The organism is Serratia sp. CY52157, from assembly GCF_052168495.1.
Taxonomy (GTDB): Bacteria; Pseudomonadota; Gammaproteobacteria; order Enterobacterales; family Enterobacteriaceae; genus Serratia; species Serratia ureilytica.
Window position 1 is genome coordinate 808,347 of sequence record NZ_JBJNMO010000001.1, and the last position, 26,455, is coordinate 834,801.

Genomic DNA, 26,455 nt, shown 5'->3' on the forward strand with positions numbered 1-26,455 from the left:
TATCAGGGTGGCATTACACACAAAAGTAGGCATGCAGGAGAGATAATGAATATTAGAAACAAAGGGATAGAAAACGATAGCGCAGAGGCGATGTCCGCCAACCGGCTGTTGCTGGGGGCGACGCTGGCGCTACTGCCCTTCGCGCAAAACGCTTTTGCCGCGGCGGACGAGACGATGGTGGTGACTGCCGACGCGCAGAGCAGCGTGACCGCGCCCGTCAAAGGGATCGTCGCCAAAGAGAGCGCCGCCGGCACCAAAACCGCCGCCCCGCTGAGCAAAACCCCGCAGTCCATCTCGGTGGTGACGCGCGAGCAAATGAACGACCAGGAACCGGCGTCGGTCGCCGACGCCTTGAACTACACCAGCGGGGTGATCACCACCTATCGCGGCAATTCCAATCGCAATGACGAAGTGATCAGCCGCGGCTTCCGCTACGCGCCCAAGCTGCTCGACGGCCTGCACTTTGGCCTCTCGAGCCAAAACGGCGGCGCCGGGCAGATCGATCCCTGGTTGCTGGAGCGTGTGGAAATGGTGCACGGCCCGGCCGGCGTGCTTTACGGCCAGGTCAGCCCCGGCGGCGTGGTGGTGATGACCAGCAAACGCCCTACTGCCCAGAGCATTCACGAAGTTAAATTCAGCACCGGCAACCGTCATCTGGCGGAAACGGCGTTCGACTTTGGCGGCAAACTCAACGACGACAACACCCTGTTCTATCGCCTGAACGGTATCGCCAGAACCGAACATGAGTTTGTCAAAGACAGCAAGCAGCAACGGGTGGCCATCGCCCCGGCCTTCACCTGGCTGCCGAACGAAGACACCAGCTTTACGCTGCTGACCAGCTACCAGAACGATCCGAAAGCCGGATCGCGCAACTTCCTGCCGCGCGCCGGCACGCTGTTCCCGACCAGCGCGGGCTATGTGCCCTATGACTTCAACATCAGCGAACCCAGCTTCAACAAGTCGCGGCGCGAGCAGGCGTCGATCGGCTACAGCCTCGAGCACAACTTCAGCGATGCGCTGTCGTTTACCCAGAACCTGCGTTTCACCCACCGTGATGAGGACTATAAATATCTGGTTTATAACGTAAACTCGAAGGTCAACGACCACACCGTCACCCGCATGGCGCAGCATGAAACGCAGATGACCAACGAGTTTGGCGTGGATAACCAGCTGAAGGGCCTGTTCGACACCGGCGAGGTGAAACACACGGTGCTGGGCGGATTGGATTACCGCTACAGCCATATCGATTCGAAGATGTATCGCGATCGCGGCAACGATTACCCGATCGACTGGGCCAACCCGGTTCGCCCCAGCATCGATGGCAGCACGCTGGCGCTGGCTTCCAGCGATTTGAAGACGCTGAATCAGGTCGGGGTGTATCTGCAGGACCAGCTGGCGTGGAATAACTGGAACCTGCTGCTGTCCGGCCGTCAGGACTGGTCGCAGGTCAACACCCGCGATCGCACCAGCGGCGGCAAAGAGCAGACCTACAACGATGCCCAGTTCACCGGCCGTGCGGGCCTGCTCTACGCCTTCGACAACGGCATTTCGCCGTACGTCAGCTACAGCACCTCGTTCGATCCTAACCTGTACCCGAGCGCGCCGGGCGCCGACCCGCTCAAGCCGACCACCGGCAAACAAACCGAGGTGGGCGTAAAGTACCAGATCCCGGGCGGCAACACCCTGCTGACCCTCTCCTGGTTCGACATCACCCAGCGCAATGTGGCGTCTTACAACCGTCTCACCTCCGCCTACGAGCAGATCGGTGAGGTGAAATCCAAAGGGATTGAGGCGGAAGTGCACGCTCAGCCGACGCCGGAGATCAAGCTGATCGCTGCCTACACCTACACCGACGTGGTGACCAAAGACTCTAACGCGGCGGACGAAATCGGCCACAGCCCGGCGGGCATTCCACGCCACGCGGCGTCCGCCTGGGGCAGCTACAGCTTCCTGAGCGGCGCGTTCAACGGCCTGACCGTCGGCAGCGGCGTGCGTTACATCGGCGATGCGCCGGCCGACGCCACCGGCCAGTACGACGTGCCGCACTACACGCTGTACGATGCCATGGTGAAATATGATCTCGGCCAGGCCTCGCCGGCGCTGCGCGGTGCGGCGCTGCAGCTCAACGTGCAGAACCTGACGGACAAGAAATACGTTTCATCCTGCAGCGGCGAGTACGCCTGCTTCTACGGCAGCGGCCGCAGCGTCATCGCTTCGGTGAACTACCGCTGGTAACGAAAAGGGGCGGCCAGCGCCGTAATGCGTGTCAGTTAGCGTTTTTCTGAAGGTATTGGTGACGTATTTCGGTCGATAAATGTGAGATGCACCATGAAACTCATGCGCCTCGACCGAGCAAGGGACCGTAGGCGCGGTCCCTTGCAACCCGCGTCTTTGCCCTATCAGACGGTTGGCTTTGCCAACTGCCCTCTCTCCGCCATACCGCATTGAGGCCGGCTGCGACAGGCGTCCCTGCCTGTCTCACCTGAAACCGCCGTCCATGGCGGTTTCGCCTAATGCGCTATGCCTACGTTCGGCGTCTTCAAGGGCGCCCAACACCGCGCTCATCTCCAACTTCTCTACCACAACCTCATAAGCGACAGATTTCCCGGTAGCTGCCAGCTCATGTGTTGACCTTGGGCGCGCATCACCGGCTGCCGAGCAAGACGGCGTTGTCAGGGGCAACCGGCCAGGGAAGGCCGGTTGAGGCGAGACTAACAGGGACGTTTGTCGCAGCCGACCCGCCCGACAATGCAGACGCGACGAGGGTATCCGCATAGCGGACAGACGGTGTTAAGCGAAGGCGCGGGTGGAGGGGCCGCGCCTTCGGCCCCTCCAATTGCCGTTCATTGTGGTAACAGAGAAATTCGGGGTATTTACGGCAATTTTTCCTGCACGGCGCTGACAGAGACCGGATAAAAAATGCCAGTCAGGTTTACGGCCATCGCCGCCCCTTTCTTCCACCTTTCCCGCCGCGTTTACTCTTGCTTCAATTCCCGCAGATGCTTGTACACCGTAGCGCGCCCCATCGACAACACGTTGGCGATATAGTCCGCCGCGCTTTTGGCCTTGAACGCCCCCTGATGATAGAGATCGCTGACCAGCCGCCGTTTCTGTTCGCGGCTCAGCGCGCCGAGCGCAGCGTTCTCGCGCCGCAGCCAGTCATGCAGGAAGGTATTGATCTTCTCTTGCCAGTCGTCTTTGAACAGCTGTTGCGGCTGCGGCTGCAATCGCGTGACCGACAGGAACATATCCAGCGCGTTGCGGGCGTCCTCGAACATCGCGGTGCTCAGGTTGATGCACAGCAGATAGCTGGGGTTACCCTGCTCGTCGCGCGCGGCGATGCTCACCGAGCGCATCTTTTTGCCGTCCCAGTTCAGCTTTTCGTAGGGGCCGGTCACGTTGGCGCCGCCATCAAACGTGAAATCTTCCAGCCCCGCGTCGTCGCCCGGTTTGCGCTTCGACAGGTTGTTCGCCAGGTAGGCTATCTTGTTGGCGGCCAAATCGTGGATCACCACTTCCGCATTCGGGAAAAACAGGGCCGCGATGCCGTCGGCGACCGACCGCAACAGTTCAAGTTGAGAAGAAGAATTCGCCACGCTGGGGTGTCTCCGTATAGCCCGGTTTGGTTTGTTGTTCAGCCGCTTAGCATACCGCAGTTGCCGCCGCTTGCCGAGCGGATGGCGTTGGTTCCCCCCTCACTACCGGCTGCGCCGCAAGTGACCTTTTATCCCGACGGGGGGGCATGATTTGCCATTGCCGGTCGCCGGCGAAATAACGCCCGCCCCTTCAAAGAGAAAACGGAAATAGGTTAACCACGCCGTTCACATACCGTTTTTTTATTTAAAAACCGCCCCTTTGCCAATGACATTAATAACCGCACCATCGTTATTGAATTATTGCCTCAGGCCGTTGGTAAGTTGATTAGCAAACTCCCTTATGCAAGAAAAATCTCATACAAATCATCATGTTTTGCATAAAGCAAAGCGCCGATTCAGATTATTCCTAATTATTTATTTCAGACATCAGGAATAAATTTAACCTGCAGTACTGCAATAAGGATGCAGCTTAATTTGAGTTGTATAAGCAATTTAATTTAAAGGACTTTTATTATGAATTATGAATCCAAGGCGGTCTGTTCCGCCAACAGCTACATTATTGAAATTTCAAGTTTTAAACTGCCGGCCTCACTCAGCCCTGAAGCGTTTGCCGTATTGGACAAACGCGTTGAAGAGGAATTTATCTCGAACCAAAACGGGTTTATTTCGCGTGACTCGGGCATCAGCGTAGACAATGAGCCTCGCTGGGTGAACATTGTAAAATGGGAGACGCTGTTGGATGCGGATGAAAACATCTACCAATTTACGCAAGCTTCCGCGCCGGCGTCCGTCAAAGAATATCTGGCGAGTATCGGCGCTGAACCGGTGGAATTACAACGCTATCAGCATACCGGCGCCTAATGCGTATCGGATGACCACGCCACCGCGGCGCGGTCTTCTTTAAACGAAACGCTGATTCGCCAAACCAGAACGGGTGGCCGGCCGCTCGCGGTCACCCGTCCGTTTCAGGTGAACACGCTTTTCAGCCCACTCTCTGCCGCAATACAGTAAAACAACCCCGAATCACGCTTCTCGCTGCCCAGGCAAAACGCGGCGGCAGACGGCGTTTTAACAGGATTTTAACGCTGCCGAGGGGAAACGCCATTGTCAACATAGCAGTTAAATAAAATGAAACTTTTTGATCACATTCAAGCTTCTGAAAAATAGATATAAAGGGTTTTTATGCGTTTTATATGCATAAAGTATGCATGTGCCCGCTAACGCCCGGCGAAAAGTAATTAACTATTCATTTACCGCCCTGCAGGCGGCGAAAAACCGTCCGCTGGCCCGATGAGCGGGGGGCTAACAACCGGCATAATTAGTGGTAAATTTAGCGGCGCAAAGTGTTATGCGCTTGCTAATCCACGGTTAAACGAAATAAATACCTCTAAAATATAAAGGTTGGTTATGGAAAAGCTATCCTACGCTTCAGACAGCAGCACCACCGCTTGGGCTACATATCTGCAACAAATCGATCGCGTCGCCCCTTACCTCGGCGACCTCTCACGCTGGGTTGATACGCTGCGTCACCCTAAACGCGCTTTGATTGTCGATATCCCGCTGCAGATGGACGATGGCACCATCCGTCACTTCGAAGGCTTCCGCGTACAGCACAACCTGTCGCGCGGGCCGGGTAAAGGCGGTATCCGCTTCCACCCTGACGTCGATCTGAACGAAGTGATGGCCCTGTCCGCCTGGATGACCATCAAGTGCGCCGCGGTCAACCTGCCGTACGGCGGCGCCAAGGGCGGCATCCGCGTCGATCCGTTCAAACTGTCTGAAGGTGAACTGGAGCGACTGACCCGCCGCTACACCAGCGAAATCGGCTTCATCATCGGGCCACAGAAAGACATTCCTGCGCCGGACGTCGGCACCAACGCCAAAGTGATGGCCTGGATGATGGATACCTACTCCATGAACCACGGCACCACCATCACCGGCGTGGTAACCGGTAAGCCAATCCACCTCGGCGGCTCCCTGGGCCGTGAGAAAGCGACTGGCCGCGGCGTGTTCGTCACCGGCAGCGAAGTGGCCAAGCGTCTGGGCGTGCAGATCGAAGGCGCCAAAGTGGCGGTGCAAGGCTTCGGTAACGTGGGCAGCGAAGCGGCTCGCCTGTTCGTCGGCGTCGGCGCTCGCGTCGTCACCATCCAGGACCACTCTGCAACCCTGTTCAACGCCAACGGCATCGATCTGGCCGCGCTGACCGAATACCAGGCCAAGCACAAGCAGATCGCCGGTTTCCCAGGCGCCAGCGAGATCGAAAGCGAAGCGTTCTGGTCGGTTGACATGGACATCCTGATCCCTGCGGCGCTGGAAGGCCAGATCACCCGTCAGCGCGCCGAAATCCTCAGCGCCAAGCTGGTGCTGGAAGGGGCTAACGGCCCAACCTTCCCAGAAGCGGACGACATTCTGCGTTCCCGTAACATCACCGTGGTTCCGGACGTTATCTGTAACGCCGGCGGCGTAACGGTCAGTTACTTCGAGTGGGTGCAGGACATGGCGAGCTACTTCTGGAGCGAGTCCGAGATCAACGAGCGTATGGACAAGATCATGACCGACGCGATGGTCCACGTCTGGAACAAGGCCGCAGAGAAAGAGTGCAGCCTGCGCACCGCCGCTTATATCGTGGCTTGCGAGCGCATCCTGACCGCACGTAAAGAGCGTGGCATCTACCCAGGTTGATGCCCGTTTCCCGGCCTGCCCCGGCAGGCCGGATTTTCCTCAGCGCAAACAGCGTTTCAACACCTTACCGGTACTGGTCATCGGCAAGCGTTCGACAAACTCGACGATACGCGGATACTTGAACGCCGCCAGCCTCTCCCGGCTCCAGGCGATCAGCGCCTCTTCCTCGATCGGCTCCTCCGTCTCTTTCAACACCACCACCGCTTTGATCTCTTCACCCAGCGAAGGATGCTCGACACCGATCACCGCCACCAACGACACCGCCGGATGGCGAATCAGCGCCTCTTCAATCTCGCGCGGATAGACGTTGAACCCGCCGCGAATGATCATGTCCTTGGCCCGATCGACGATGAAATAGAAGCCGTCGGCATCGCGGCGCGCCAGATCGCCGGTGCGGAACCAGCCGTTTTCCAGCACTTCCGCCGTCGCCTCGGGACGGTTCAGATAGCCTTTCATGATGTTGTAGCCGCGCACCGCGATCTCTCCCACCTGATCGACACCGTCGATCGGTTGTCCGGTGACGTCGAGCAAGCGAACCTCCACGCCCCAGATCGGTTGGCCGATAGAGCCGGGTTTGGTCACGCGGTGCGGATGGTTAAAGGTGGCGACCGGGCTGGTTTCCGACAGCCCATACCCTTCGAGAATGTTGACGCCGAAGCGGCGCGAGAAATCCTCCAGGATCTGCACCGGCAGGCTGGCCCCGCCGGACACCGCCATACGCAGCGTGCTGCGCAGGCGCTCGATATCCGTATGCTCATCCAGTGCATTCAACAACGCCCAATACATGGTCGGCACGCCGGCAAAAAAGGTAATGCCGTGCCGCTGCATCAGCGCGATGGCCTGCGCGGCGTCGAAGCGTTCGACCAGCACCAGGGTGGCGGCGGCGGAAAATCCGGCATTCATCTGCACCGTCGAACCAAACGTGTGGAACAGCGGCAACGTCACCAGATGGCGATCGGGATCCGTTTCCGAGCCGTCGAACAGCCGCACCGATCCCAGCGCGTTAAGCACCAGGTTGGCGTGGGTCAACTCCGCCCCTTTGGCCCGGCCGGTGGTGCCGCTGGTATACAGCACCACCGCCGTGTCGCTTTCGAGCGTCGCGGCCGAAGCGAACTCGGTGGCCTGTTCGGCTATCGCCGTGCTGAAACGTTCGCCTTCGAGCGGCAGCCGATCGCCGATGATAAACACCTCACGGCATTGCTCCGCCTTCGCCGCCGCCCGCAGCGCCTCTTCCCCCAACGGCAGGCCGCTGCTGCCTTCGAAGCAAAACAACGCCACCGCCGCCGAGTCCGCCAGGTAATAGTCGAACTCTGCGCTCTTAAGCAGAATATTGAGCGGCACCACCACCGCGCCGCTTTTGAGAATGCCGTAATAGATAGCCGGAAACTCCGGCCGATTGGGGCAGGCCAGCGCCACTCGCTCACCGGGCTGCACGCCGCGCGCGACCAGTAAATTCGCCACCCGGTTGGCCATTTCATTCAGCGCCCGATAGCTGAGCGGTATATCGTCCTGTATCACCGCCGGCCGTTCCGGCCAGGTGCGCGCACTTTCTTCAAGCAAGGTAGCCAGATTCAGCATCGGGGATCCTCCCTGGGTTGAGCGGCGAGAAAGCGCCGCAGTATCACGAGTATAGATAGGCGCTTTGCGGTTCGCATTCCCAGGGGCGCTGGGCTATACCTTAGGCATTCCCCCTCCTGCAGGAGTTGTGATCATGAGCAAGAAAAAAATCCTGATGCTGGTCGGCGACTACGCCGAAGATTACGAAACCATGGTGCCGTTTCAGGCATTGCAAATGCTTGGCCATTGGGTGGACGCCGTGTGCCCCGACAAAGCCGTCGGCGACTACATCCAGACCGCGATCCACGACTTTGACGGCGCGCAGACCTACAGCGAGAAACCCGGTCATCGTTTCACCCTGAACGCCGACTTTGCCGCCGCCAAAGAAGAACACTATGACGCGCTGTTGATCCCCGGCGGTCGGGCGCCCGAATACCTGCGCCTGAATCCCGACGTGATCGCGCTGGTGCAGGCGTTCGACGCCGCCAAAAAACCGATCGCCGCCGTTTGCCACGGCCCGCAGCTGCTGGCGGCGGCCGGGGTGTTGAAGGGCCGCACCTGCAGCGCCTACCCGGCTTGCGCCCCGGAGGTGCGGCTCGGCGGCGGCCACTATGCGGAGATCGGCATCGATCAGGCGCACGTCGACGGCAACCTGGTCACCGCCCCGGCCTGGCCGGCGCATCCGCAGTGGCTGGCGAAATTCGCCGAGCTGCTGGAGCAGTAACCTGGCGCTAGCGCAATTGCTCGATAAGAAAATGGATGTCGTACAGCCAGCGTTTGGCGCGCGCCGAGCGCACCAGCATCGATACGCACAGCGGCCGGGTGTGTTCTTTACAGGCGGAGGGGGAAAACCAGCGCCCGGTATTGCTCGGCGGCTGGAAATACAGCTCGTGGTTGTAGTTGCTGCTGTCGACGCCGAAGGTATCGAAGTAGCGGCGCATCAGCGTGTTGGAGTCGCTGAACGACAGGTTGAGCGCGGTGTTAATCTCGGTTTCCGGGGTGATGACCGCCCCCTTCTTCTGCCGCCCTGGTGTGTTGAATGCGGCGATAAGCGCGATGACCTGTTGCTGAATGTCTTCTGCCATGACGACCTCGAGCCGATATGAAGAAAAGGTGAATGCAATTATCTGTCTGACTCTGCCCGCCGCGGCGAGTTCGGGCCGCCGCGCGGGTTTTCCGTTTCTTTACACTTTCCATAAGTAAACCGCGCGCCGCCCAATTCGCGGCGCGCGCGGTCGACGGTTAGCGGCTGAGCGCCGCCTTATCGGCGATGACGCCGTCCCCCTGCCGCTCGGCGGCAACCCCGCCGCCCAACACTTTATACAGGGTCGCCTGATTGTCGTACGCGGTCTGCTGTGCGGCGATCAGCGACTGCTGCGCCGTATACAGCGTGCGGTGCGCGTCCAGCAGCGTCAGGTAGCTGTCCACGCCCTGGCGGTAACGCAGTTCGGCCAGGCGATAATATTGCTGCGCCGCCGCCACATAGCCGGTTTGCGCCGCCAACTGTTCCTGCAGCGTGGCTTTGCGCGCCAGCGCGTCGGCGGTTTCCTGAAATGCCGTCTGCACCGCTTTCTCATAGGTGGCGACATACAGGTCTTTCTGCGCCTGGGTGTAGTGGAGCTGAGCCGTGTTATAGCCGCCGCTGAAGATCGGCAGGCTGATGCTCGGGGCGAACGACCAGACGCCGGCGCCGTGGCTGAACAGCGCCGAGAGTTCACCGCTGCCCACGCCGCCGCTGGCGGTCAGGCTGATCGACGGGAAGAACGCCGCACGCGCCGAGCCGATGTTGGCGTTGGCGGATTTCAGATTATGCTCGGCCTGCAGCACATCCGGCCGCGTCAGCAGCACCTGCGAAGACACCCCGGCCGGCAGATTGCGCATGATTTCGCCGAGCGCATCGATACCGTCGGGCAGCAGGTTTTCCGGCACGCTTTGCCCCACCGCCAAATCCAGCGCGTTTTTCGCCTGCGCGGCGAGGGTGGCGTAGCTGGCGGCGTCCGATCGCGCCTGTTGATAAACGGTTTCCGCCGACGCCACGTCGACCAGCGACGAAATGCCGTGCTGTTGATTGTTGCGCGTCACGTCCAGCGAACGTTTGGCGCTTTCCATCGTCTGCTGCGCCACCGCCAGATTGCTGCGCTCGGCCGCCACCGCCACCCAGTCGGTGACGATATCGGCGATCAGCGTCAGACGGGTGCTTTTCGCCGCTTCCAAGTTGGCCAGATAGGTTTCGAACGCCGCCCGCGACAGGCTGGCGTTCTTGCCGAACAGATCCAGCTCGAACGCGCTGACGCCGCCCTGCGCTTCGTAACTCTGGCTGATGGCGGTGGCATTGCCGTTGCCGGTCAGCGAACGCCCGCGGCTGCCGTCGGCGGTGGCGTTGATCGTCGGGAACAGCGCCGAGCGCTGCTCACCGTACAGGGCGCGCGCCGAAGCGATATTGGCGATCGCCTCACGCAGATCGCGGCTGCTGTTCAGCCCCATCGCCACCACCTGCCGCAGCCTGGCGTCCTGCACATAGTCGCGCCAGGCGACGTCCGGGTAGCTCAACGCCTGTTTGCCGGCGGCCTCGCCCTGCGGCAGGTTGGCGGGCACCGGCGCCGCCGGGCGCTGGTAGTGCGGATCCAGCGACAGACACCCGCTCAGCAGCAGCGGTAAAGTTAACATCATGACTCGTTGCAACACGTTATTCTCCTGCCTGCGACGGCGAGTTGGTGGGCCGACGGGTAAACATGCGGCGCACCAACACATAAAACAGCGGTACGAAAAAGATCGCCAAGGCGGTGGCGGTGATCGTGCCGCCGATAATGCCGGTGCCGATGGCGATTCGGCTGTTGGCGCCGGCGCCGCTGGATACCGCCAGCGGCAGCACCCCGGCGGTGAACGCCAGCGAGGTCATCAGGATCGGCCGCAGGCGCATGCGCGCCGCGTGGACCGCCGCGCCAATCAGCGTTTCCCCCCGCTGGTGCATCTCCTCGGCGAACTCGACGATCAAAATGGCGTTCTTCGCCGACAGCCCGATGATGGTGAGCAGCGCCACCTGGAAGTAGATGTCGTTTTCCAGCCCGCGCAGCGTGATCGCCAGCAGTGAGCCCACCACGCCCATCGGCACCACCAACATCACCGCGAACGGAATCGACCAGCTCTCATACAGCGCCGCCAGGCACAGGAACACCACGATGAGCGAAATCGCGTACAGCGACGACGCCTGGCCGCTGGTCAGCCGTTCCTGATAGGACAGCCCGCTCCAGGAGTAGCTGCTGCCGGCGGAGTATTTCGCCGCCAGTTTCTCCATCTCGCTCATTGCCGTACCGGAACTGACACCGGCGGCGCCCTGCCCGGTGATCTCGAACGACGACAGCCCGTTATAGCGCGCCAGGTTCTCCGGCCCGTAGATCCAGTGCGAAGACGCAAAGGCGGAGAACGGCGTCATGCTGCTGGCGCCCGATGCATTGGTGCCGCGCACAAACCAGCGGTCGAGGTCTTCCGGCTTGGCGCGGTACTGCACGTCGCCCTGCATATAGACTTTTTTCACCCGGTTGCGGTCGATAAAGTCGTTGATGTAGGTGCTGCCGAACGCGCTGCTGAGGGTGCTGTTGACGTCCGCGGCGCTCAGGCCGAGTGCCTGCAGTTTGCCGTTGTCGATCGCTACCTGCAGCTGCGGGGTGTCCGGCAAGGTGTTGGCGCGCACCGCCAGCAGCGCCGGGTTGTTGCCGGCGGCGGCGACGATCTGATCGCGCATCGCCTGCAGCTCGGCGCGGGTGGTCGCCCCCTTGGCCTGCAGCTCGAAGGTAAAGCCGTCGGATTGGCCAAAGCCGTCGATCGCCGGCGGGCTCATGGAGAACACCTGGGCGTCGCGCAGCGAGGCAAAGTGCGCCATGGCGCGTTTGGCGATGGCGTCGGCGGTGTTTTCGCTGCCGCCGCGTTGGCTCCAGTCTTTGAGGCTGACGAACGCCATGCCGGCGTTTTGCCCGCTGCCGCTGAAACCGAAGCCGTTGATGGTGAAAATGGTGCTGACGTTGGCCTTTTCCTGGTCGAGAAAATAGGCGGTCACCGCCTCGCTCACCGCCGAGGTGCGCGCGTTGGTGGCGCCGGCCGGCAAGGTGTACTGCACCATCACCGAGCCCTGATCCTCGTTGGGCAGGAAGCCGGTCGGCAAACGCAGATACATTACGGCGGCGGCGATCAACAGCAGGCCGTACAGCAGCAGATAGCGCGTTGGCCGGTGGATCACTGCGCCGACCTTGTCGGCGTACTTCGCCTGCAGCCGGTCATAACCGCGGTTGAATTTGCCCAGCAAGCCTTTGTCGGTCTGCGCGTCGTGCGCGGGTTTCAGCAACGTGGCGCACAAGGCCGGCGCCAGCGTCAACGCCAGCACCACCGACAACACCATCGAGGAGACGACGGTGATCGAAAACTGGCGGTAGATCACCCCGGTGGAGCCGCCGAAGAACGCCATCGGCAGAAACACCGCCGACAGCACCAGCGCGATGCCGACCAGCGCGCCGGTGATTTCGCGCATCGATTTCTCCGTCGCCTCGCGCGGCGGCAGCTTATCCTCGTGCATCACCCGTTCGACGTTTTCCACCACCACAATGGCGTCATCCACCAATAGCCCGATCGCCAACACCATGCCGAACAGCGTCAGGGTATTGATCGAATAGCCGAACGCCGCCAGCACGCCGAAGGTGCCCAGCAACACCACCGGCACGGTAATGGTCGGGATCAGCGTGGTGCGCAGGTTTTGCAGGAACACGAACATCACTACCACCACTAACGCCACCGCTTCAAACAGCGTTTTCACCACCTCTTCGATCGAGATGTTGATGAAGTCGGTGCTGTCTTTCGGGTAGGCCACCTTGTAGCCCTGCGGCATGGCGCTTTGGTATTCCGCCACCTTGGCCTTTACCAGCTTGGCGGTGCTCAGGGCGTTGGCGCCCGCCGCCAGCTTGACCGCGATCCCCGCCGCCGGGTGGCCGTTGAGGTGCGCGCTGGCGGAGTAGTCTTCGTTGCCCAGCTCAACCCGCGCCACGTCGCCCAGCCGCACCAGCGCCCCGTTGCTGTCGCTTTTCAGGATGATATTGCGGAACTGTTCCGGCGTTTGCAGCCGCGACTGCGCCTTCACCGTGGCGGTCAGCTGCTGGTCGGCGGCGGCCGGCAGATCGCCTATCTTGCCGGCGGACACCTGGGTGTTTTGCGCCTCGATCGCCGTCTGCACGTCGGAAGGCATCAGCGAAAAGCTCGCCAGTTTGGTCGGATCCAGCCAGATGCGCATCGCGTATTCCGAGCCGAACACCTGTACGTCCCCGACGCCCTCGATGCGCGACAGCGGATCCTGCAGGTTGCTGACCAGATAGTCGGAGATATCGGCCATCGTCGCCTTGTCGCTTTCGTCATACAGCCCGACGATCAGCAGAAAGCTGCTCTGGGATTTTTTGACCGTCACGCCCTGTGCGGTGACGGCGCTCGGCAGACGACTTTCCGCCTGCTGCACCTTGTTTTGCACCTGCACCTGAGCGATATCCGGATCGGTGCCCTGCTCAAAGGTGACGTTGATGCTGACCGAGCCGCTGGCGCTGCTGGTCGACGAGAAATACAGCAGGCCGTCCAGGCCGGTGAGCTGCTGCTCAATCACCTGGGTGACGCTGTTTTCCAGCGTTTCCGCGTCCGCGCCCGGGTAGGTGGCGGAGATGGCGATCTGCGGCGGTGAGACGTCCGGGTACTGCGAGACGGGCAATGAATTGATCGACATCAGACCGCACAGCATGATGATGATGGCGATCACCCAGGCGAATACCGGACGCCGGATAAAGAACTGCGCCATATCACTGCTCCCCGCGTTGGGTTTTGTCGACCGAGACGTCTACCGGCTTCACCGCAGCGCCGATCGTCACCTTGCTGGTGCCTTCGACGATCAGGCGATCGCCGTCGTTCAGCCCGCTGTCGATCAGCCAGTTACTGCCCACCACCCGTTCGGCGCTGACGGTGCGTTGCGCCACTTTGTTTTGCTCGTTTACCACCAACGCGGTGGCTTCCCCTTTGGCGTTGCGGGTGATGCCCTGCTGCGGCGCCAGGATGGCTTTGGGATCGACGCCGTTATCCACCGTGGCATGGACGTACATGCCGGGCAACAGCTCATGTTCGGGGTTGGGGAACACCGCGCGCAGCGTGACCGAACCGGTGGCCTCATCCACCGCCACCTCGCTCAACTCCAGCTTGCCGGCGTGGGCATAAGACGTGCCGTCCTCCAGCTTGATGGCGACCGGCGTGACCGCACCGCGCTGCAAAGCGGCCTGCTGACGGCGCAGTTTAAGCAACTGGGCGCTGGACTGGGTCAGATCGACATAGATGGGATCCAACGCGCGGATGGTGGCCAACGCATCAGTCTGGCCGGCGGTGACCAGCGCGCCCGGCGTCACCGACGAAATGCCGATGCGGCCGGCGATCGGCGCCCGCACCTGGGTATAGGCGAGATTGATGCGCGCCGTTTCCAGCGCCGCCTGATACTGCGCCACCGACGCCACGGCCTGCAGATACGCGGCTTTGGCGTCGTCTGCGTCCTGTTTGGAAACGCCGTTCTCTTTCACCAGCGCCGCATAGCGCTGCGATTTGAGCCGGGTGGATTGCACCGTGGCCTGAGCGTTTTTCAGCTGGGCGGTGGCCTGATCGTAGCTGGCCTGATAGCTGGCGGGGTCAATTTGATACAAGACCTGCCCGGCTTTCACCTCGGCCCCTTCGGTAAACAGCCGCTGCTTGATGATGCCGTCGACCTGCGGCCGCACGTCGGAGGTCATGGTGGCGTTAACCCGGCCGGTCAACTCGCTGCTCAGGGTTACAGACTGGCCTCGCAACGTGACGACGCCGACCTCCCGTTCACCGCCTGCGCCCGTCGGCGCGCCGGCGTTTTGCCCATCGCAGGCGGCCAGCGACAGCGAAAGCCCCAGCGCCAAAAGCGTTTTCCTCTGCATTGCAATACGATCCTATTGAGAATGACTATTCTCAATATATCGAATGCCGGAATGCGCTTCTGAAAGGGTTGCGTAAGGATTGCGTAAAATCTTTTCGAAGCGGAAAACGGTGGCGCAATCTCGTTCAGCGTGGTTTCAGCACATTGGCGCAGCGGTTTTTAGCCCATGCAATAAAGCGTTCCACTTCAGCCGGGGGCGGCGCCGCTTCAGTTGTATCAGGCTCTTGCTCCCGATGAGCATCGCTCGCCGGCTGCTTGCAGCGATAAACCAGGCCATACAGGGGATGGCGCCCATCGTCGGTTTGATAATAATTGGCCACGCGGGCGAACGAATAGTAATAATAAGGCGTTGAATGTTCTTCGCCCCGATAAACGTTTTGCGTGCCGCCATCGTAGAACGTCACGTTGGCGGTCTTTTCCATCAACCGATCCAGGTCGTCGATCACCTGCTCAGTGCAGCGGTTTAATTCACGCCGATCTTGTTCATTCAATTTATCGGCATAGTCGTCGGCGCAGCGGGTGATATAACCTTCATACTGGAGATTGTCGGCGAGCTTAAGTTCGAAATAACGGTATGAGCGCTCGGCGATCTTCACCCCCTCACGCTCCTGAATCAGCTTCGCATCCTGAATAAGGTACACCGCCGCCGGATCCTGATTCTCGAGCGTAAGCATGGCCGCAGTGGCCCCTCCAACGGGCGTCAAGAGCGCCCCCATAAGCAGGGACAACCGTGTGATTAAACGAAAGTCCATTGTTTTAGCGTCTTGGTCCATCATAAATTTCGTCATCTTATCTCGTCAGCGGCGGCGTACCGAGCGCCGCGTGGGATTTTTAGGGTTTAACCAGTCTAAACACCGTTTTGGTGTGCCAATAGTAGTCGATCGCTGCCGAAACAGTCGGCATCCAGCCGTCCGGCTCATAGGGAACGAAGCCGGAAAAACCCAGCCTGCGGGCAGAGACCTGGAACCCCGCGGCGGAGAAAATACGCGCATAATCGTCCAGAGAACGATCCTGCACCACGGTATGCGTCTGTTCAGCCACCCTTTCGCGCCATTGCGGCCACAGCGGGTTGTCGGTGTGGCAACCGGTCACCGCATAATAAACGCCGCCCGGCTTCAGCACCCGCAGCATATCGGCGGCATGCTGCGCGATATCTTCAATCAGGTAGATGACTTCATGACTGAAGGCGATATCGCAGTGGTTCTCATAACCCGTCAACCGCGTGTCGGTCTGATAAACGATCGGCAGGTTTCCTTTCAGGCGGTTGGCTTGTTCGACGGATTGGCGGGCGATATCAACGCCAATCCCCTCACTAAATGGCCGAATTTGATGCAACAGGCGCAGAAAACCGCCCTGATTGCAGCCGAAGTCCAGCACCCTGACGCCGGACAGTTCGCGTTCCGGCACCAGGCTCAGCAGATGCCGCCAGATGGGCGCATGGCCTGCAGCCATAGCCTGTTCTGCGTGCGGATCGCGATACCAGGTGGGAATGCTCAAGGGTGAGTCGTTCATTATGGCCTCCTTAGGTGACTCTGATCAGCCAACCACACCCGATGATGACAAACAACCGCACGCGCATTTTTTGAACATTCACGGGTCTGGTTTGCCAGGCGCCGGCAGTTGGCTGGTCACGCAGTGAATGCCGCCGCCGCCGGCGGCGATCGCGTCGATCTCCAGTTGCACCACCTTGCGCTGAGGATAGAGCGCCGACAGCAGCGCAAACGCCGCCTTGTCCGCCTGCGGGTCGCCAAACTCCGGGGCGATCACCGCGCCGTTGATAACGAAATAGTTGATGTAGCCCGCCGCGAAATCGGGATTGTGTCGGCTGAAACGGCTGTCGCGCGGTGCCTGCGGCGGCGAGAGCGTATGCACCTGCAGCGTGCGGCCATCGGCGTCGGTCGCCGTCTTGAGGATCGCCAGATGCGTCTGGGTGACCGCATGATCGTAAGAGGTCGGGTCGGTGTCCAGATTGGCCACCACCACGCCCGGCCGCACGAAACGGGCGTAAAAATCGACGTGGGCATCGGTGATGTCTCGGCCTTTAATGCCCGGCAGCCAGATAATTTTACGCAGGCCGAGCATCGCCTTCAGCTCCTGCTCAACCCGATCCCTGCTCCAGCCCGGGTTGCGGTTCGCATTCACCCAACTGCTCTCGGTCATGATGCCGGTGCCGCGCCCATCCACTTCAATGCCGCCGCCTTCGCCTACCAGTGCGCTGCGGCGCGGTTGAGCGACGCCGTATCGCCTGGCGGCAAACCCTGCCAGACGCGCATCCCTGGCATGCTGCTGCTTATCGCCCCAGCCGTTGAAGTTGAAATCCACCGCGCCCAGTTCGCCGGCATCATTGACGACGAAATTGGCGCCGATGTCGCGCATCCAGATATCATCCAGCTCGGTGACGACATAGCTGACGTTGTGACTACCGCAGATGGCCTCGGCTAATTGCCGTTCACGCTCGCGGCAAAAAACCGTCAACGGCTGAAATTCGGCGATGGCGCGGGCGATACGCCCCTGTGCCGCCCGCACGTCCGCCGTGAAGTCGCCCCAAATCGCGCGCTGCGCGCCGAACGCGATAAACGCCCGCTGTTGCGGTTCCCCTTCATCCGGCAAGCGCCAGGCCGGATTAAGCGCAGCTTTTGCGTGACCGCGTAACGAAATACCCAATGATGCCGTCAAGCCGACGCCGGCCACCGCCGAAAGCTGCTTGATAAAGGTGCGGCGCGTTGACATAAACACCCTCTTTTAATTAATTTAAATTCAACTGGTTAACCGGTTTTTTCGCTCTCCGGGAATTGAATCTCATGCTAGTCTTCCCCTGCCGCTGCGACAAACGATATATTTAGTGGATATCTGATTAGACAGGCTTATTGATAATGTTAAAACACTGGCCCCCGTTAAGCGCATTGCGCGGATTTGAAGCGGCGGCGCGTCTGGGCAGTTTTCATCAGGCCGCCGAAGAGCTGCACCTTACCCAGTCGGCGATCAGCCAGCAGATCCGCAGCCTCGAGGCGTTTCTGGAACAGCCGCTGTTTTTCCGCACCGGCCGCAGCGTGACGCTGACCGATGCCGGCCACGATCTGTTCAGCACCGCGCAGGTGATGCTGCAACAATTGGCCGTCGGCATTCGTCGTCTGGACCAATACCGCAAACCCAATCAGTTGATCGTCAACACGACGCCGGCCTTTGCCCGCCACTGGCTGACGCCGCGGCTGGGCGAGTTCAACCAGCGGCATCCGCAGATAGATCTGTGGCTCTTCACCAGCTTCGAGCCACCGGATATGGCGACGGACAGCATCGACTTGGCGATCCGCGACGATCTCAGCGCGCAGGCGGACTGCACCTTTAAGGTTCTCTGCACCGACCGGCTTTATCCCGCCTGCCACCCCAGCCTATTGGCGCTGGCGGCGGAGCAGCGCGTCACGCTGCACGGCGAACGCGAAATGGACTGGAGCCACTGGACGGTGGCGGGCGGCGCGCACGTCGGCCAGCGCGACAGCGGGCTGAATTTCTCCGATCCCGGCCTGCTGCTGGATGCCGCCTGCCAGGGGCTGGGCATCGCGTTGGTCAGTCAGCTGCTGGCGCAGCAAGCGCGTGACGCCGGGTTGCTGCATCCGTTAACCGAGCAACGCGTGCGCGGCGCCAACTGGGCGTGGCTGCTGCATCGCGACAGCGAACACAATCCGCTCGCCCGGCACTTCTGCCAATGGCTGCAATCGACGCTGCCGGCCGACGCATAACGCGCCACATCACGATTTGCTACTCTGGTCAGGCGGCCCCGCCTGACCGCTGCTACTTTCAATAAAGCGCCGCAACAGCCCGAATAAAACGCGCTAACCCGCTGTTTCAAAAATAATTAGTTGAATTCACCTGATAACTGAACATCGCTAAAAGGATCTTCTATGTCTGCCGGTTTATTGAAAACGATAGCTCTGAGCGTGACCCTGGCCTGCACCGTTCCCGCCGCCTTTGCCGCCGATCTGACCGCCGGCGCGGTCGCCGCTCCGGATCAGTATGGCGCAAAAGTCGCCGCGCACATTCTGCAGGCCGGCGGCAACGCGGTTGATGCGGCGGTCGCCACCGCCTTTACCCTGGCGGTCACCTACCCTGAAGCCGGCAATATCGGTGGCGGCGGCTTTATGACGCTGTACGTCGACGGCAAACCCTATTTCCTCGACTACCGCGAAGTGGCGCCCAAGGCCGCCGGCAAAACTATGTATCTGAACGAGAAAGGCGAAGTGATCGAGAATCTCAGCCTGGTGGGCAGTCGCGCCGCCGGCGTGCCGGGCACCGTGCTGGGGCTGTGGGAAGCCCATAAACGCTTCGGCAAGCTGCCGTGGGCCGAGCTGCTGACGCCGGCGATCGGCTACGCCCGGCAAGGTTTCACCGTGGCGGGTCAGCAGTATCAGTACCGCGAAGACGCCAACAAGCTGTTTGCCGGTAAAACCAACTTCGGCGACTATTTCGGCGCCATGAAGCCCGGCACGGTGTTCAAACAGCCGGAGCTGGCCGCCACCCTTGAGCGCATCGCCAAATCGGGCGCCGACGATTTTTATCACGGCGAAACCGCCCGCCTGCTGGTGGCGCAAATGCAGCGCGACAACGGGCTGATCGGCGCGGCGGATTTGGCCGACTATCGGGTGAAATGGCGTGAACCGATGCGCATCAGCTGGCGCGGCAACACCGTGTATACCGCCCCGCTGCCCAGCTCCGGCGGCATCGCGCTGGCGCAGCTGCTGGGGATAAAAGAAGATCGCGCCGCCGACTTCAAGGGCGTGCCGCTGAACTCGGCGCGCTATATCCACCTGCTGGCGGAAATCGAAAAACGCGTGTTCGCCGATCGCGCCGACTACCTCGGCGACCCGGATTTCACTAACGTGCCGGAAGCGCAGCTGATCGCCCCCGACTACCTGCAAAAACGCGCCGCCGAGATCAACCCGACGGCGATCTCGCCGACCGAGCAGGTGCGGCCGGGGCTGGAAAGCCACCAAACCACCCACTTCTCGATCGTCGATGCGGCCGGCAACGCGGTCAGCAACACCTATACGCTTAACTGGGACTTCGGCAGCGGCGTGGTGGTCAAAGGCGCCGGTTTCCTGCTCAACGACGAGATGGACGACTTCAGCGCCAAACCCGGCGTCGCCAACGCCTTTGGCGTGGTGGGCAGCGACGCCAACGCCATCGAGCCGGGCAAACGCATGCTCTCCTCGATGAGCCCGACCATCATCACCCGCGACGGCGACGTCACCCTGGTGATCGGCACGCCGGGCGGATCGCGCATCTTCACCTCGATCTTTCAGGTGATCAACAATCTCTACGATTACCATCTGCCGCTGGCGCAGGCGGTGGCCGCCCAGCGCGTGCATCACCAACTGTTGCCGAAGGACACCGTTTATTACGACAGCTTCGCGCCGCTGACCGGCAAACCGGCGGACGAGCTGAAAGCCATGGGCTACACCCTCGAAGATCAGGGCTGGAACATGGGGGATATTCAGGCTATCCGCATCGATGGCCGCACGCCGGAAACCGCGTCCGATCCGCGCGGCCGCGGCGTGGGGCTGGTGGTGAAAAAGTAACCCTCCGGCGGCCCGCCTCCGATTAGACGGGCCGCCGCTCTCCCCGCACAGATGGCCGCTGTCTCCTTTTTCACTCATCTATACTGAATCGACAGGCCTGCGTTCAACGACGGCGGCGCCTGCGGTCCGTCTTGGACGATAAGGATAATATTCATAGTAAATCAATCACCTGCATTTATCGTAAGCGGTGTCGGAGGCAATCAATAATGGCGAAAAGACGAGCAGTGCCCGGGGTTCATCCCTACGATGGGCCCGCCGGCGGTTGGGGCGCGCTGAAAGCGACGGCCATCGCCGTGCGTACACAGATGGATACCCTGGAGGCGCCGGTAACGCTGATGCGCACCAATCAGCCCGACGGGTTTGATTGCCCGGGATGCGCATGGCCGGATAAAGAACATCGATCCACCTTCCAGTTTTGCGAAAACGGCGCCAAAGCCGTGACTTGGGAAGCGACCAGCAAACGCGTGACGGCCGAATTCCTGGCGCAAAATACCGTGACCTCACTGCTGCGGAAAACCGACTATGAACTGGAGGATTATGGTCGCCTGACCACGCCCCTGTTCTATGACGCCGGGACCGACACGCTGCGCCCGCTGGCCTGGGATGAGGCATTTCAACGCATCGCCGCCGTTTTGCAGACGCTGCCGCCGGAGCAGGTGGAGTTTTATACCTCCGGCCGGGCGTCCAATGAGGCGGCCTATCTGTTCCAGCTGTTTGCGCGGGAATTTGGCAGCAATAACTTCCCCGACTGTTCCAATATGTGCCATGAACCGACCAGCGTTGGCCTGCCCCAGTCGATCGGCATCGGCAAAGGCACCGTGTCCCTGGACGACTTTGACAGCGCGGAGCTGATTATCTCCATCGGGCACAATCCGGGCACCAATCACCCGCGCATGATGGGCACGCTGCATGAGCTGGCGCGCAAAAAAGTGCCGATTATCGTGTTCAATCCGCTGCGCGAGCGGGCGCTCGAGCGTTTCACCGATCCGCAAAACGTCATCGAAATGGCGACCTACAGTTCGACCCCTATCGCCTCCACCTACTATCAGGTCAAAGCCGGCGGCGACGCCGCGGCGCTCAAAGGCATCGCCAAAGCGCTGCTGCAGTTGGATGACGAACATGGCAATGCGCTGGACCACGCCTTTATTGCCGAGCACACGGAAGGTTTTGCGGATTTCGCCGCCGATCTGAAGGCCACCGGTTGGGATGCGATTGAGGCGGAGAGCGGCCTGGCGCGCCGGGATCTGGAACAGGTCGCCGCCGCTTACGCGAAATCCAACGCCACCATCGTGACCTACGGCATGGGCATTACGCAGCACAATAAAGGCACCGCCAACGTACGCCTGATTGCCGATCTGCTGTTGCTGCGCGGCAACATCGGCAAACCGGGCGCCGGCATCTGCCCGCTGCGCGGCCACTCCAACGTGCAGGGCAACCGCACCGTCGGCATCACCGAAAAACCCTCGGCCGATTTTTTGGCGAAGCTGGAAACGGTGTTTGGCTTCACGCCGCCCAAAGCCCACGGTCACGATGCCGTGAAATGCATGCAGGCGATGATCGACGGCGCCTCGAAGGCGTTGATCTGCCTGGGCGGCAACTTCGCCGTGGCGCTGCCGGACCCCGAGCAGAGTTTCCCGGCGATGAAAGCGCTGGAATTAAGCGTGCATATCGGCACCAAACTCAACCGCAGCCATTTGTTGGTGGCGAAAGAAACCCTCATTCTGCCCTGTCTGGGACGTACCGAACTGGACATGCAGGCCGGCGGGCGACAATCGGTGACGGTGGAGGATTCGATGTCGATGGTTCACGCCTCGTCCGGCAAATTAAAACCGGCGTCGGAGCTGTTGCGTTCGGAACCCGCCATTGTGGCCGGCATGGCCAAAGCGGTGATGCCCGCCAGCAAGGTGCCCTGGGATGAACTGATCGAAGATTACGACGTGATCCGCGATTTGATCGAAAAAACCATCCCCGGCTTCGACGATTACAACGCGCGCATTCGCCAACCCGGCGGTTTCCGCATGCCGCTGCCGCCGACTGAGCGCCAGTGGCCGACGGCGACGGGCAAGGCGATGTTTTCCGTATTCAACGGGCTGCATGAGGACGAGACAACGGCAGACAAAGACACGCTGCGGCTGATCACGCTGCGCAGCCACGATCAGTACAACACCACCATCTATGCTCTGGACGATCGCTACCGCGGGGTCTTCGGCCGGCGCGACGTGCTGTTCATGAATGACAGCGATCTGCAACGTTTGGGGCTGGAACATGGCGACGTGGTGGATCTGGAAACGGCGCTGCCCGGCAGCACCCAGCGCCTGGAAGGCATCACGGTGATCGCCTACAACATCTCAGCCGGTTCGGTCGGCGCCTACTACCCGGAGGCCAACGTGCTGGTGCCGCTGCATTATATCGATGAGGAGAGCGGCACGCCTTCGTATAAATCGGTGCCGATCCGCGTGAAGTTGAGATCCAAAGAGGTGCGCGCGGTCGATATCGCTTGACGGAAGCGGTTTGAGCCTTTCTCCGCATGGAGAAAGGCTTCTCCCCCTTTAGACCTGCGCCACCAACACATTAACGTTGGCGGGGAAAACCAAGCCTTCTAATGCGTTACCGCTGTCGGAGGTCACCAGATAATCGACCTCGGGCCATTTGGCCACCAGCGTCATCGCATGCCCGCGCAGCTTATTTTCGTCGGCCAGCACGATGCACTTGCGGCTCTGGGCAATCATTTTGCGCGCGATGGCCGCTTCATTGACGTTCTGATCCATCACGCCGGTCTGCAGATTGACCGCGCCGGCGCCGATGATGGCGTAGTCGGCGAAAAACGCCTCGATATTATTCAATGCGATCGCGCCCAGGCACGCCATTTTGGAGTCGATGAACTGCCCGCCGATCAGCACCACGTCAATGGAGTCATTTTCCAGACAGACGTTGGCGATAAGCGGCGAGTTGGTGATGACCGTCAGTTGATCGATCGTTGCCAACTGCCGGGCAAACTCCAGCGTGGTGGAGCCGAAATCCACGAACACCGTATCGCCCGGTTGGAGCAGCGTCGCCGCTTTCTCCGCGATGGCGCGCTTCTCGGCCTCGGCGATTTTGGCCCGCTCGTTGAATTCATGCTCGAATTTAAACTGGCTGCTCACTGCGCCGCCGTGGATCTTCTTGATCAGCCGATAGTCTTCCAGCTTGTTCAGGTCGCGCCGAATGGTTTCCTGCGAAACCTGGAATTTATCCGCCAGCTCATTCACGTAAACCCGGCCGTTGGCCTGGATCAGCGCCAGTATTTCATTGCGCCTTTCCACGGAATTAGAGATATCCATTCACATTACACTCGCTGCCTTTAGTAAGAGTGACTGCCTCCGCCGAGACTTGCGGCGTTAACTGACGGAATACTACGGGTTTCAGGGCGTTAGACGCAAGCCGTTGCCGTCGTTCATCCTGCGGATTCGATGCTGATGTGCAGCGCATCACGCTCAGCCTCGGCTGGCAAGACGATATTGCGCAGCAGGATCCGCCGTTCAGGCAGGCAACGATGCGTTTTGCGGTACAGCACTTTTTCCCCCAACCGCACCACCACCGAACCGGACACCGCCTGTTCCACGCGCATATTGATCGTGACCGTGGCGGGATTGCCGATCAGCGCCACACGGGCGGGCGCAGTCAGACGTATCCGTTCGTCGTGCCGCACCGGCAGGATTTGCCGCGCCGGCGGCAGCGTGCGCTGCAGCGAATGGGCAACGGCCTCGCCGACGCGCAGCCCTTCCTGATAACACTGATCGCCCATGTCCGCCGGGTGCAACATGTTGCCGACGGCGAAATAGGTGGCGTCGGAACAGCGGCCGAACTGATCGGTCAACGGACAGCCGCTGTCCGGCCGCTGCGCCAGGTGGCTCTGGCGGATCAGCGTATACTCCCCAGTGAAGCGGCCGGTGAAGATCAGGCTGTCGCAGGCGATGCGCCGTTTCTCCCCCTGGCGATTTTCCACTTCTATAGATTCAACCCGATCGCGGCCGGCAATATCGGTCACACGCGAATAGTAGTGGATCGGCACTCCCATCAGACGCGCATAGAGCGCGCTCAGACGCCAGGCGACGGGTCTGCCGCCGCTTTCAATCATGGCGACGGCGCGCACGCCGGCGTTACGCAGCGTCCACAGCGCGGAGAAACTGACCAGCTCGGTGCCGATCACCACCGGCGCCTTGCCCGGCTGCAGCCCGCGCAGATAGACGAACTGCTGCAGTGCACCGGCGGTGAGTACGCCCTGCGGCCGCAGCCCGCTCACCAGACGCGGATGGCGCGGCGTCTCGCGCACGCCGGTCGCCAGGATCACCCGCTGCGCTTTCAAGGTGCTGACGCCGCGGCAGTCCGTGATGGTCAGCTCGCCGTCCGGCTTGATGGCGAGCACCGTCACGCCGGTACGGATCTCCACCTGCCCGGCGCGCGCCAGTATTTTATCGACATAGGTGGATCCCAGCATCGGCCTATAAAACGTTTGCAGCCCAAAGGTGGGGTGCCGACAGTGTCTGGGCACACCGCCCGCCTGCCGTTCCCGTTCCAGGAGCACCACATCCTCGATCCCCGCCTGCCGCAACGCGGTCGCCGCTGCGATCCCGGCCGGCCCGGCACCGACAATCGCCACCTGATACTCAGTTTTCATCAATGCTCCCTACGGCCAGCGTCTGGCCAAAACGATCGCCTACCATTTCCGCCACCCGGCTGCTGCAATAAAAACCGTTGCAGCGCCCCATCATCACGCGCGTGCGGCGCCGCAGCCCGCCGATGCACTCTGGCGGCACGGCGGAATCGAACGCCGCCTCGATCTCCCGCTGGGTCACCAGCTCGCAGTGGCAAACGATGCCGCCGTTGTCCGGGCGCGCGTAATCGCGCAGCGCGTAGTCGGCAAGCATCGGCATTTGCGGCCAATACACGGTCTCCGGCGTTTTTGGCGTGAAGCACGGCGTAAAGTGGTCGCGATAGAGCTGTTCCACATATTGCGCGATGCCCAGCGCCGCCGTCAGGCCGGTGGAGCGAATGCCCGCCACGCAGATCCACTGCCGATCGGGATAGTGCTGAATGCGGTAGTGTTTCTGTTCAGTCGCCGGGCGTAATCCGGCATAGCTGGCGGTCACGCTGTAATTCGCCAGCGTGGGCAGCAGCCGGGTGCCCTGTTCGATCAGCTCGCGCATTTTGGTTTCGTCCACCGTCGCCGTCTCGCGATCCTGCTGTTCTTCGGCGGTCGGCCCGAGCAGCAAATTGCCGAAGATGGTTTTCGACAGCAGCACCCCTTTGGTGATCGCCGTCGGTACCGGCAAGATAATGGCGTTGACCTGCCCGGCGGCGGCCTTGTCGAACACCAGGAACTGCCCTTTGCGCGGGCGAATTTCAAACTCGGGCTGATGGCAGAAACTTTCTACCCGGTCGCCCTGATTGCCGGCGCAGTTGATGACGATTTTGCCGTGAAACTCGCCCCGGTTGCTGGTTAGCCGCCAGCCGGTCGGCAAGCGTTCGGCGCCTGTCACCTCGGTATTGAAGCGATAGTCGCCGCCGTGTTTAACGCCCTGCGTCAGGTAAGCCAGTGGCGTGCTCCAGGGATCGATCACGCTCTCGCCCGGCACCTCTACCGCCGCCAACGCGCCGGGCGCCAGCTGCGGCTCACGGCGATACAGCTCGGCGGCGTCGATCTGCGCCACGTCCAGCACGCCGTTGTCGTGCGCCTGTTGCACAATCGCGGGCAGCGCCGCCAACTGCTGCTCGTCCCAAGCCACGACCAGCGCGCCGGTGGGCAACAGCGGCAGATTCATTCGTTCACGGATGGCGATAAATTCCCGGTACCCGGCCTGCATGCAATGCAGTTCCAGGCTGCCGCTGGGCGCATCGAAGCCGGTATGCAGCAGCGCGCTGTTGGCTTTGCTGGCGCCGGACAGGATATCGCCCCCTTTTTCCAACAGCAGCGTACGGGCGCCCATCAGGCAGAATTTGCGGAATACCGCACACCCGACCACACCGCCGCCAATCACGACAATGTCCCAACCCGTTTGTTCTTCCATCATGCTGATGTCCCGTTTTGATGTGATAACCAC

General features: G+C 61.0%; 19 protein-coding genes. 7 read left to right on the plus strand and 12 right to left on the minus strand.

The window, feature by feature from the left end:
- The first annotated feature begins 45 nt into the window (after positions 1-45).
- The gene (locus ACJ8IP_RS03910) at positions 46-2,235 is read left to right on the plus strand and encodes a TonB-dependent siderophore receptor (protein WP_442524316.1); all 2,190 of its coding nucleotides are present in this window, start codon (positions 46-48) and stop codon (positions 2,233-2,235) included.
- A gap of 740 nt (positions 2,236-2,975) precedes the next feature.
- Here the strand turns inward: ACJ8IP_RS03910 and ACJ8IP_RS03915 are convergent.
- The gene (locus tag ACJ8IP_RS03915) at positions 2,976-3,596 is read right to left on the minus strand and encodes a helix-turn-helix transcriptional regulator (RefSeq protein WP_042784528.1); all 621 of its coding nucleotides are present in this window, start codon (positions 3,594-3,596) and stop codon (positions 2,976-2,978) included.
- 513 nt (positions 3,597-4,109) lie between these two features.
- On the opposite strand from ACJ8IP_RS03915, the gene ACJ8IP_RS03920 reads away from it, so the two are divergent.
- Together ACJ8IP_RS03920 and ACJ8IP_RS03925 are read left to right on the plus strand one after the other, a co-directional pair.
- On the plus strand, positions 4,110-4,457 hold the full coding sequence (locus tag ACJ8IP_RS03920) for an antibiotic biosynthesis monooxygenase family protein (RefSeq protein ID WP_042784531.1): 348 nt from the start codon (positions 4,110-4,112) through the stop codon (positions 4,455-4,457).
- Positions 4,458-5,003: 546 nt separating this feature from the next.
- Positions 5,004-6,278, plus strand: coding sequence for a Glu/Leu/Phe/Val family dehydrogenase (locus ACJ8IP_RS03925; protein WP_033643119.1), 1,275 nt, complete (start codon positions 5,004-5,006; stop codon positions 6,276-6,278).
- 39 nt (positions 6,279-6,317) lie between these two features.
- Here the strand turns inward: ACJ8IP_RS03925 and ACJ8IP_RS03930 are convergent, their stop codons facing one another.
- Positions 6,318-7,856 carry a long-chain-fatty-acid--CoA ligase gene (locus ACJ8IP_RS03930; protein ID WP_047026093.1) on the minus strand — a complete coding sequence of 513 codons (1,539 nt, stop codon included), beginning with the start codon at positions 7,854-7,856 and terminating at the stop codon, positions 6,318-6,320.
- Positions 7,857-7,989: 133 nt separating this feature from the next.
- Between ACJ8IP_RS03930 and ACJ8IP_RS03935 the strand changes: the two genes are divergently transcribed.
- Complete coding sequence (locus ACJ8IP_RS03935) at positions 7,990-8,559, plus strand: DJ-1/PfpI family protein (protein ID WP_033643121.1); 570 nt, start codon at positions 7,990-7,992, stop codon at positions 8,557-8,559.
- A gap of 7 nt (positions 8,560-8,566) precedes the next feature.
- Here ACJ8IP_RS03935 and ACJ8IP_RS03940 read toward each other — a convergent pair whose 3' ends face one another.
- From ACJ8IP_RS03940 to ACJ8IP_RS03970, 7 genes are all read right to left on the minus strand, one after another.
- Positions 8,567-8,920 carry a DUF1493 family protein gene (locus ACJ8IP_RS03940; protein WP_047026092.1) on the minus strand — a complete coding sequence of 118 codons (354 nt, stop codon included), beginning with the start codon at positions 8,918-8,920 and terminating at the stop codon, positions 8,567-8,569.
- A gap of 157 nt (positions 8,921-9,077) precedes the next feature.
- Positions 9,078-10,520 carry an efflux transporter outer membrane subunit gene (locus tag ACJ8IP_RS03945; protein WP_164106250.1) on the minus strand — a complete coding sequence of 481 codons (1,443 nt, stop codon included), beginning with the start codon at positions 10,518-10,520 and terminating at the stop codon, positions 9,078-9,080.
- A gap of 1 nt (position 10,521) precedes the next feature.
- Complete coding sequence (locus ACJ8IP_RS03950; RefSeq protein ID WP_108680754.1) at positions 10,522-13,659, minus strand: efflux RND transporter permease subunit; 3,138 nt, start codon at positions 13,657-13,659, stop codon at positions 10,522-10,524.
- A gap of 1 nt (position 13,660) precedes the next feature.
- The gene (locus ACJ8IP_RS03955) at positions 13,661-14,803 is read right to left on the minus strand and encodes an efflux RND transporter periplasmic adaptor subunit (protein ID WP_442524317.1); all 1,143 of its coding nucleotides are present in this window, start codon (positions 14,801-14,803) and stop codon (positions 13,661-13,663) included.
- 124 nt (positions 14,804-14,927) lie between these two features.
- Positions 14,928-15,590: a hypothetical protein gene (locus tag ACJ8IP_RS03960; RefSeq protein WP_159085278.1), complete on the minus strand. Its 663-nt coding sequence runs from the start codon at positions 15,588-15,590 to the stop codon at positions 14,928-14,930.
- A 43-nt stretch (positions 15,591-15,633) separates the two neighbouring features.
- On the minus strand, positions 15,634-16,314 hold the full coding sequence (locus ACJ8IP_RS03965; protein WP_108680760.1) for a class I SAM-dependent methyltransferase: 681 nt from the start codon (positions 16,312-16,314) through the stop codon (positions 15,634-15,636).
- A 78-nt stretch (positions 16,315-16,392) separates the two neighbouring features.
- Entirely contained in the window at positions 16,393-17,532 is a 1,140-nt protein-coding gene (locus ACJ8IP_RS03970; RefSeq protein WP_108680762.1) for an agmatine deiminase family protein, read from the minus strand.
- Positions 17,533-17,675: 143 nt separating this feature from the next.
- Here ACJ8IP_RS03970 and ACJ8IP_RS03975 point away from each other — a divergent pair, with 143 nt between their 5' ends.
- The 3 genes from ACJ8IP_RS03975 (at position 17,676) to ACJ8IP_RS03985 (ending at position 22,876) form a co-directional block, all read left to right on the plus strand.
- Positions 17,676-18,539, plus strand: coding sequence for a LysR substrate-binding domain-containing protein (locus ACJ8IP_RS03975; protein ID WP_033650363.1), 864 nt, complete (start codon positions 17,676-17,678; stop codon positions 18,537-18,539).
- A 162-nt stretch (positions 18,540-18,701) separates the two neighbouring features.
- On the plus strand, positions 18,702-20,375 hold the full coding sequence (ggt, locus tag ACJ8IP_RS03980) for a gamma-glutamyltransferase (RefSeq protein ID WP_042784540.1): 1,674 nt from the start codon (positions 18,702-18,704) through the stop codon (positions 20,373-20,375).
- A 203-nt stretch (positions 20,376-20,578) separates the two neighbouring features.
- Positions 20,579-22,876 (plus strand): FdhF/YdeP family oxidoreductase, encoded by a 2,298-nt coding sequence (locus ACJ8IP_RS03985; RefSeq protein ID WP_164106382.1) that lies wholly within the window; start codon positions 20,579-20,581, stop codon positions 22,874-22,876.
- Between the two features lie 48 nt (positions 22,877-22,924).
- Here ACJ8IP_RS03985 and ACJ8IP_RS03990 read toward each other — a convergent pair whose 3' ends face one another.
- From ACJ8IP_RS03990 to ACJ8IP_RS04000, 3 genes are all read right to left on the minus strand, one after another.
- On the minus strand, positions 22,925-23,695 hold the full coding sequence (locus tag ACJ8IP_RS03990; RefSeq protein ID WP_033643131.1) for a DeoR/GlpR family DNA-binding transcription regulator: 771 nt from the start codon (positions 23,693-23,695) through the stop codon (positions 22,925-22,927).
- A 113-nt stretch (positions 23,696-23,808) separates the two neighbouring features.
- On the minus strand, positions 23,809-25,032 hold the full coding sequence (locus ACJ8IP_RS03995) for an FAD-dependent oxidoreductase (RefSeq protein WP_164106249.1): 1,224 nt from the start codon (positions 25,030-25,032) through the stop codon (positions 23,809-23,811).
- The gene (locus ACJ8IP_RS04000; RefSeq protein ID WP_164106248.1) at positions 25,022-26,425 is read right to left on the minus strand and encodes an NAD(P)/FAD-dependent oxidoreductase; all 1,404 of its coding nucleotides are present in this window, start codon (positions 26,423-26,425) and stop codon (positions 25,022-25,024) included. The genes ACJ8IP_RS03995 and ACJ8IP_RS04000 overlap by 11 nt, the downstream gene beginning before the upstream one ends.
- Between the last annotated feature and the right edge of the window lie 30 nt (positions 26,426-26,455).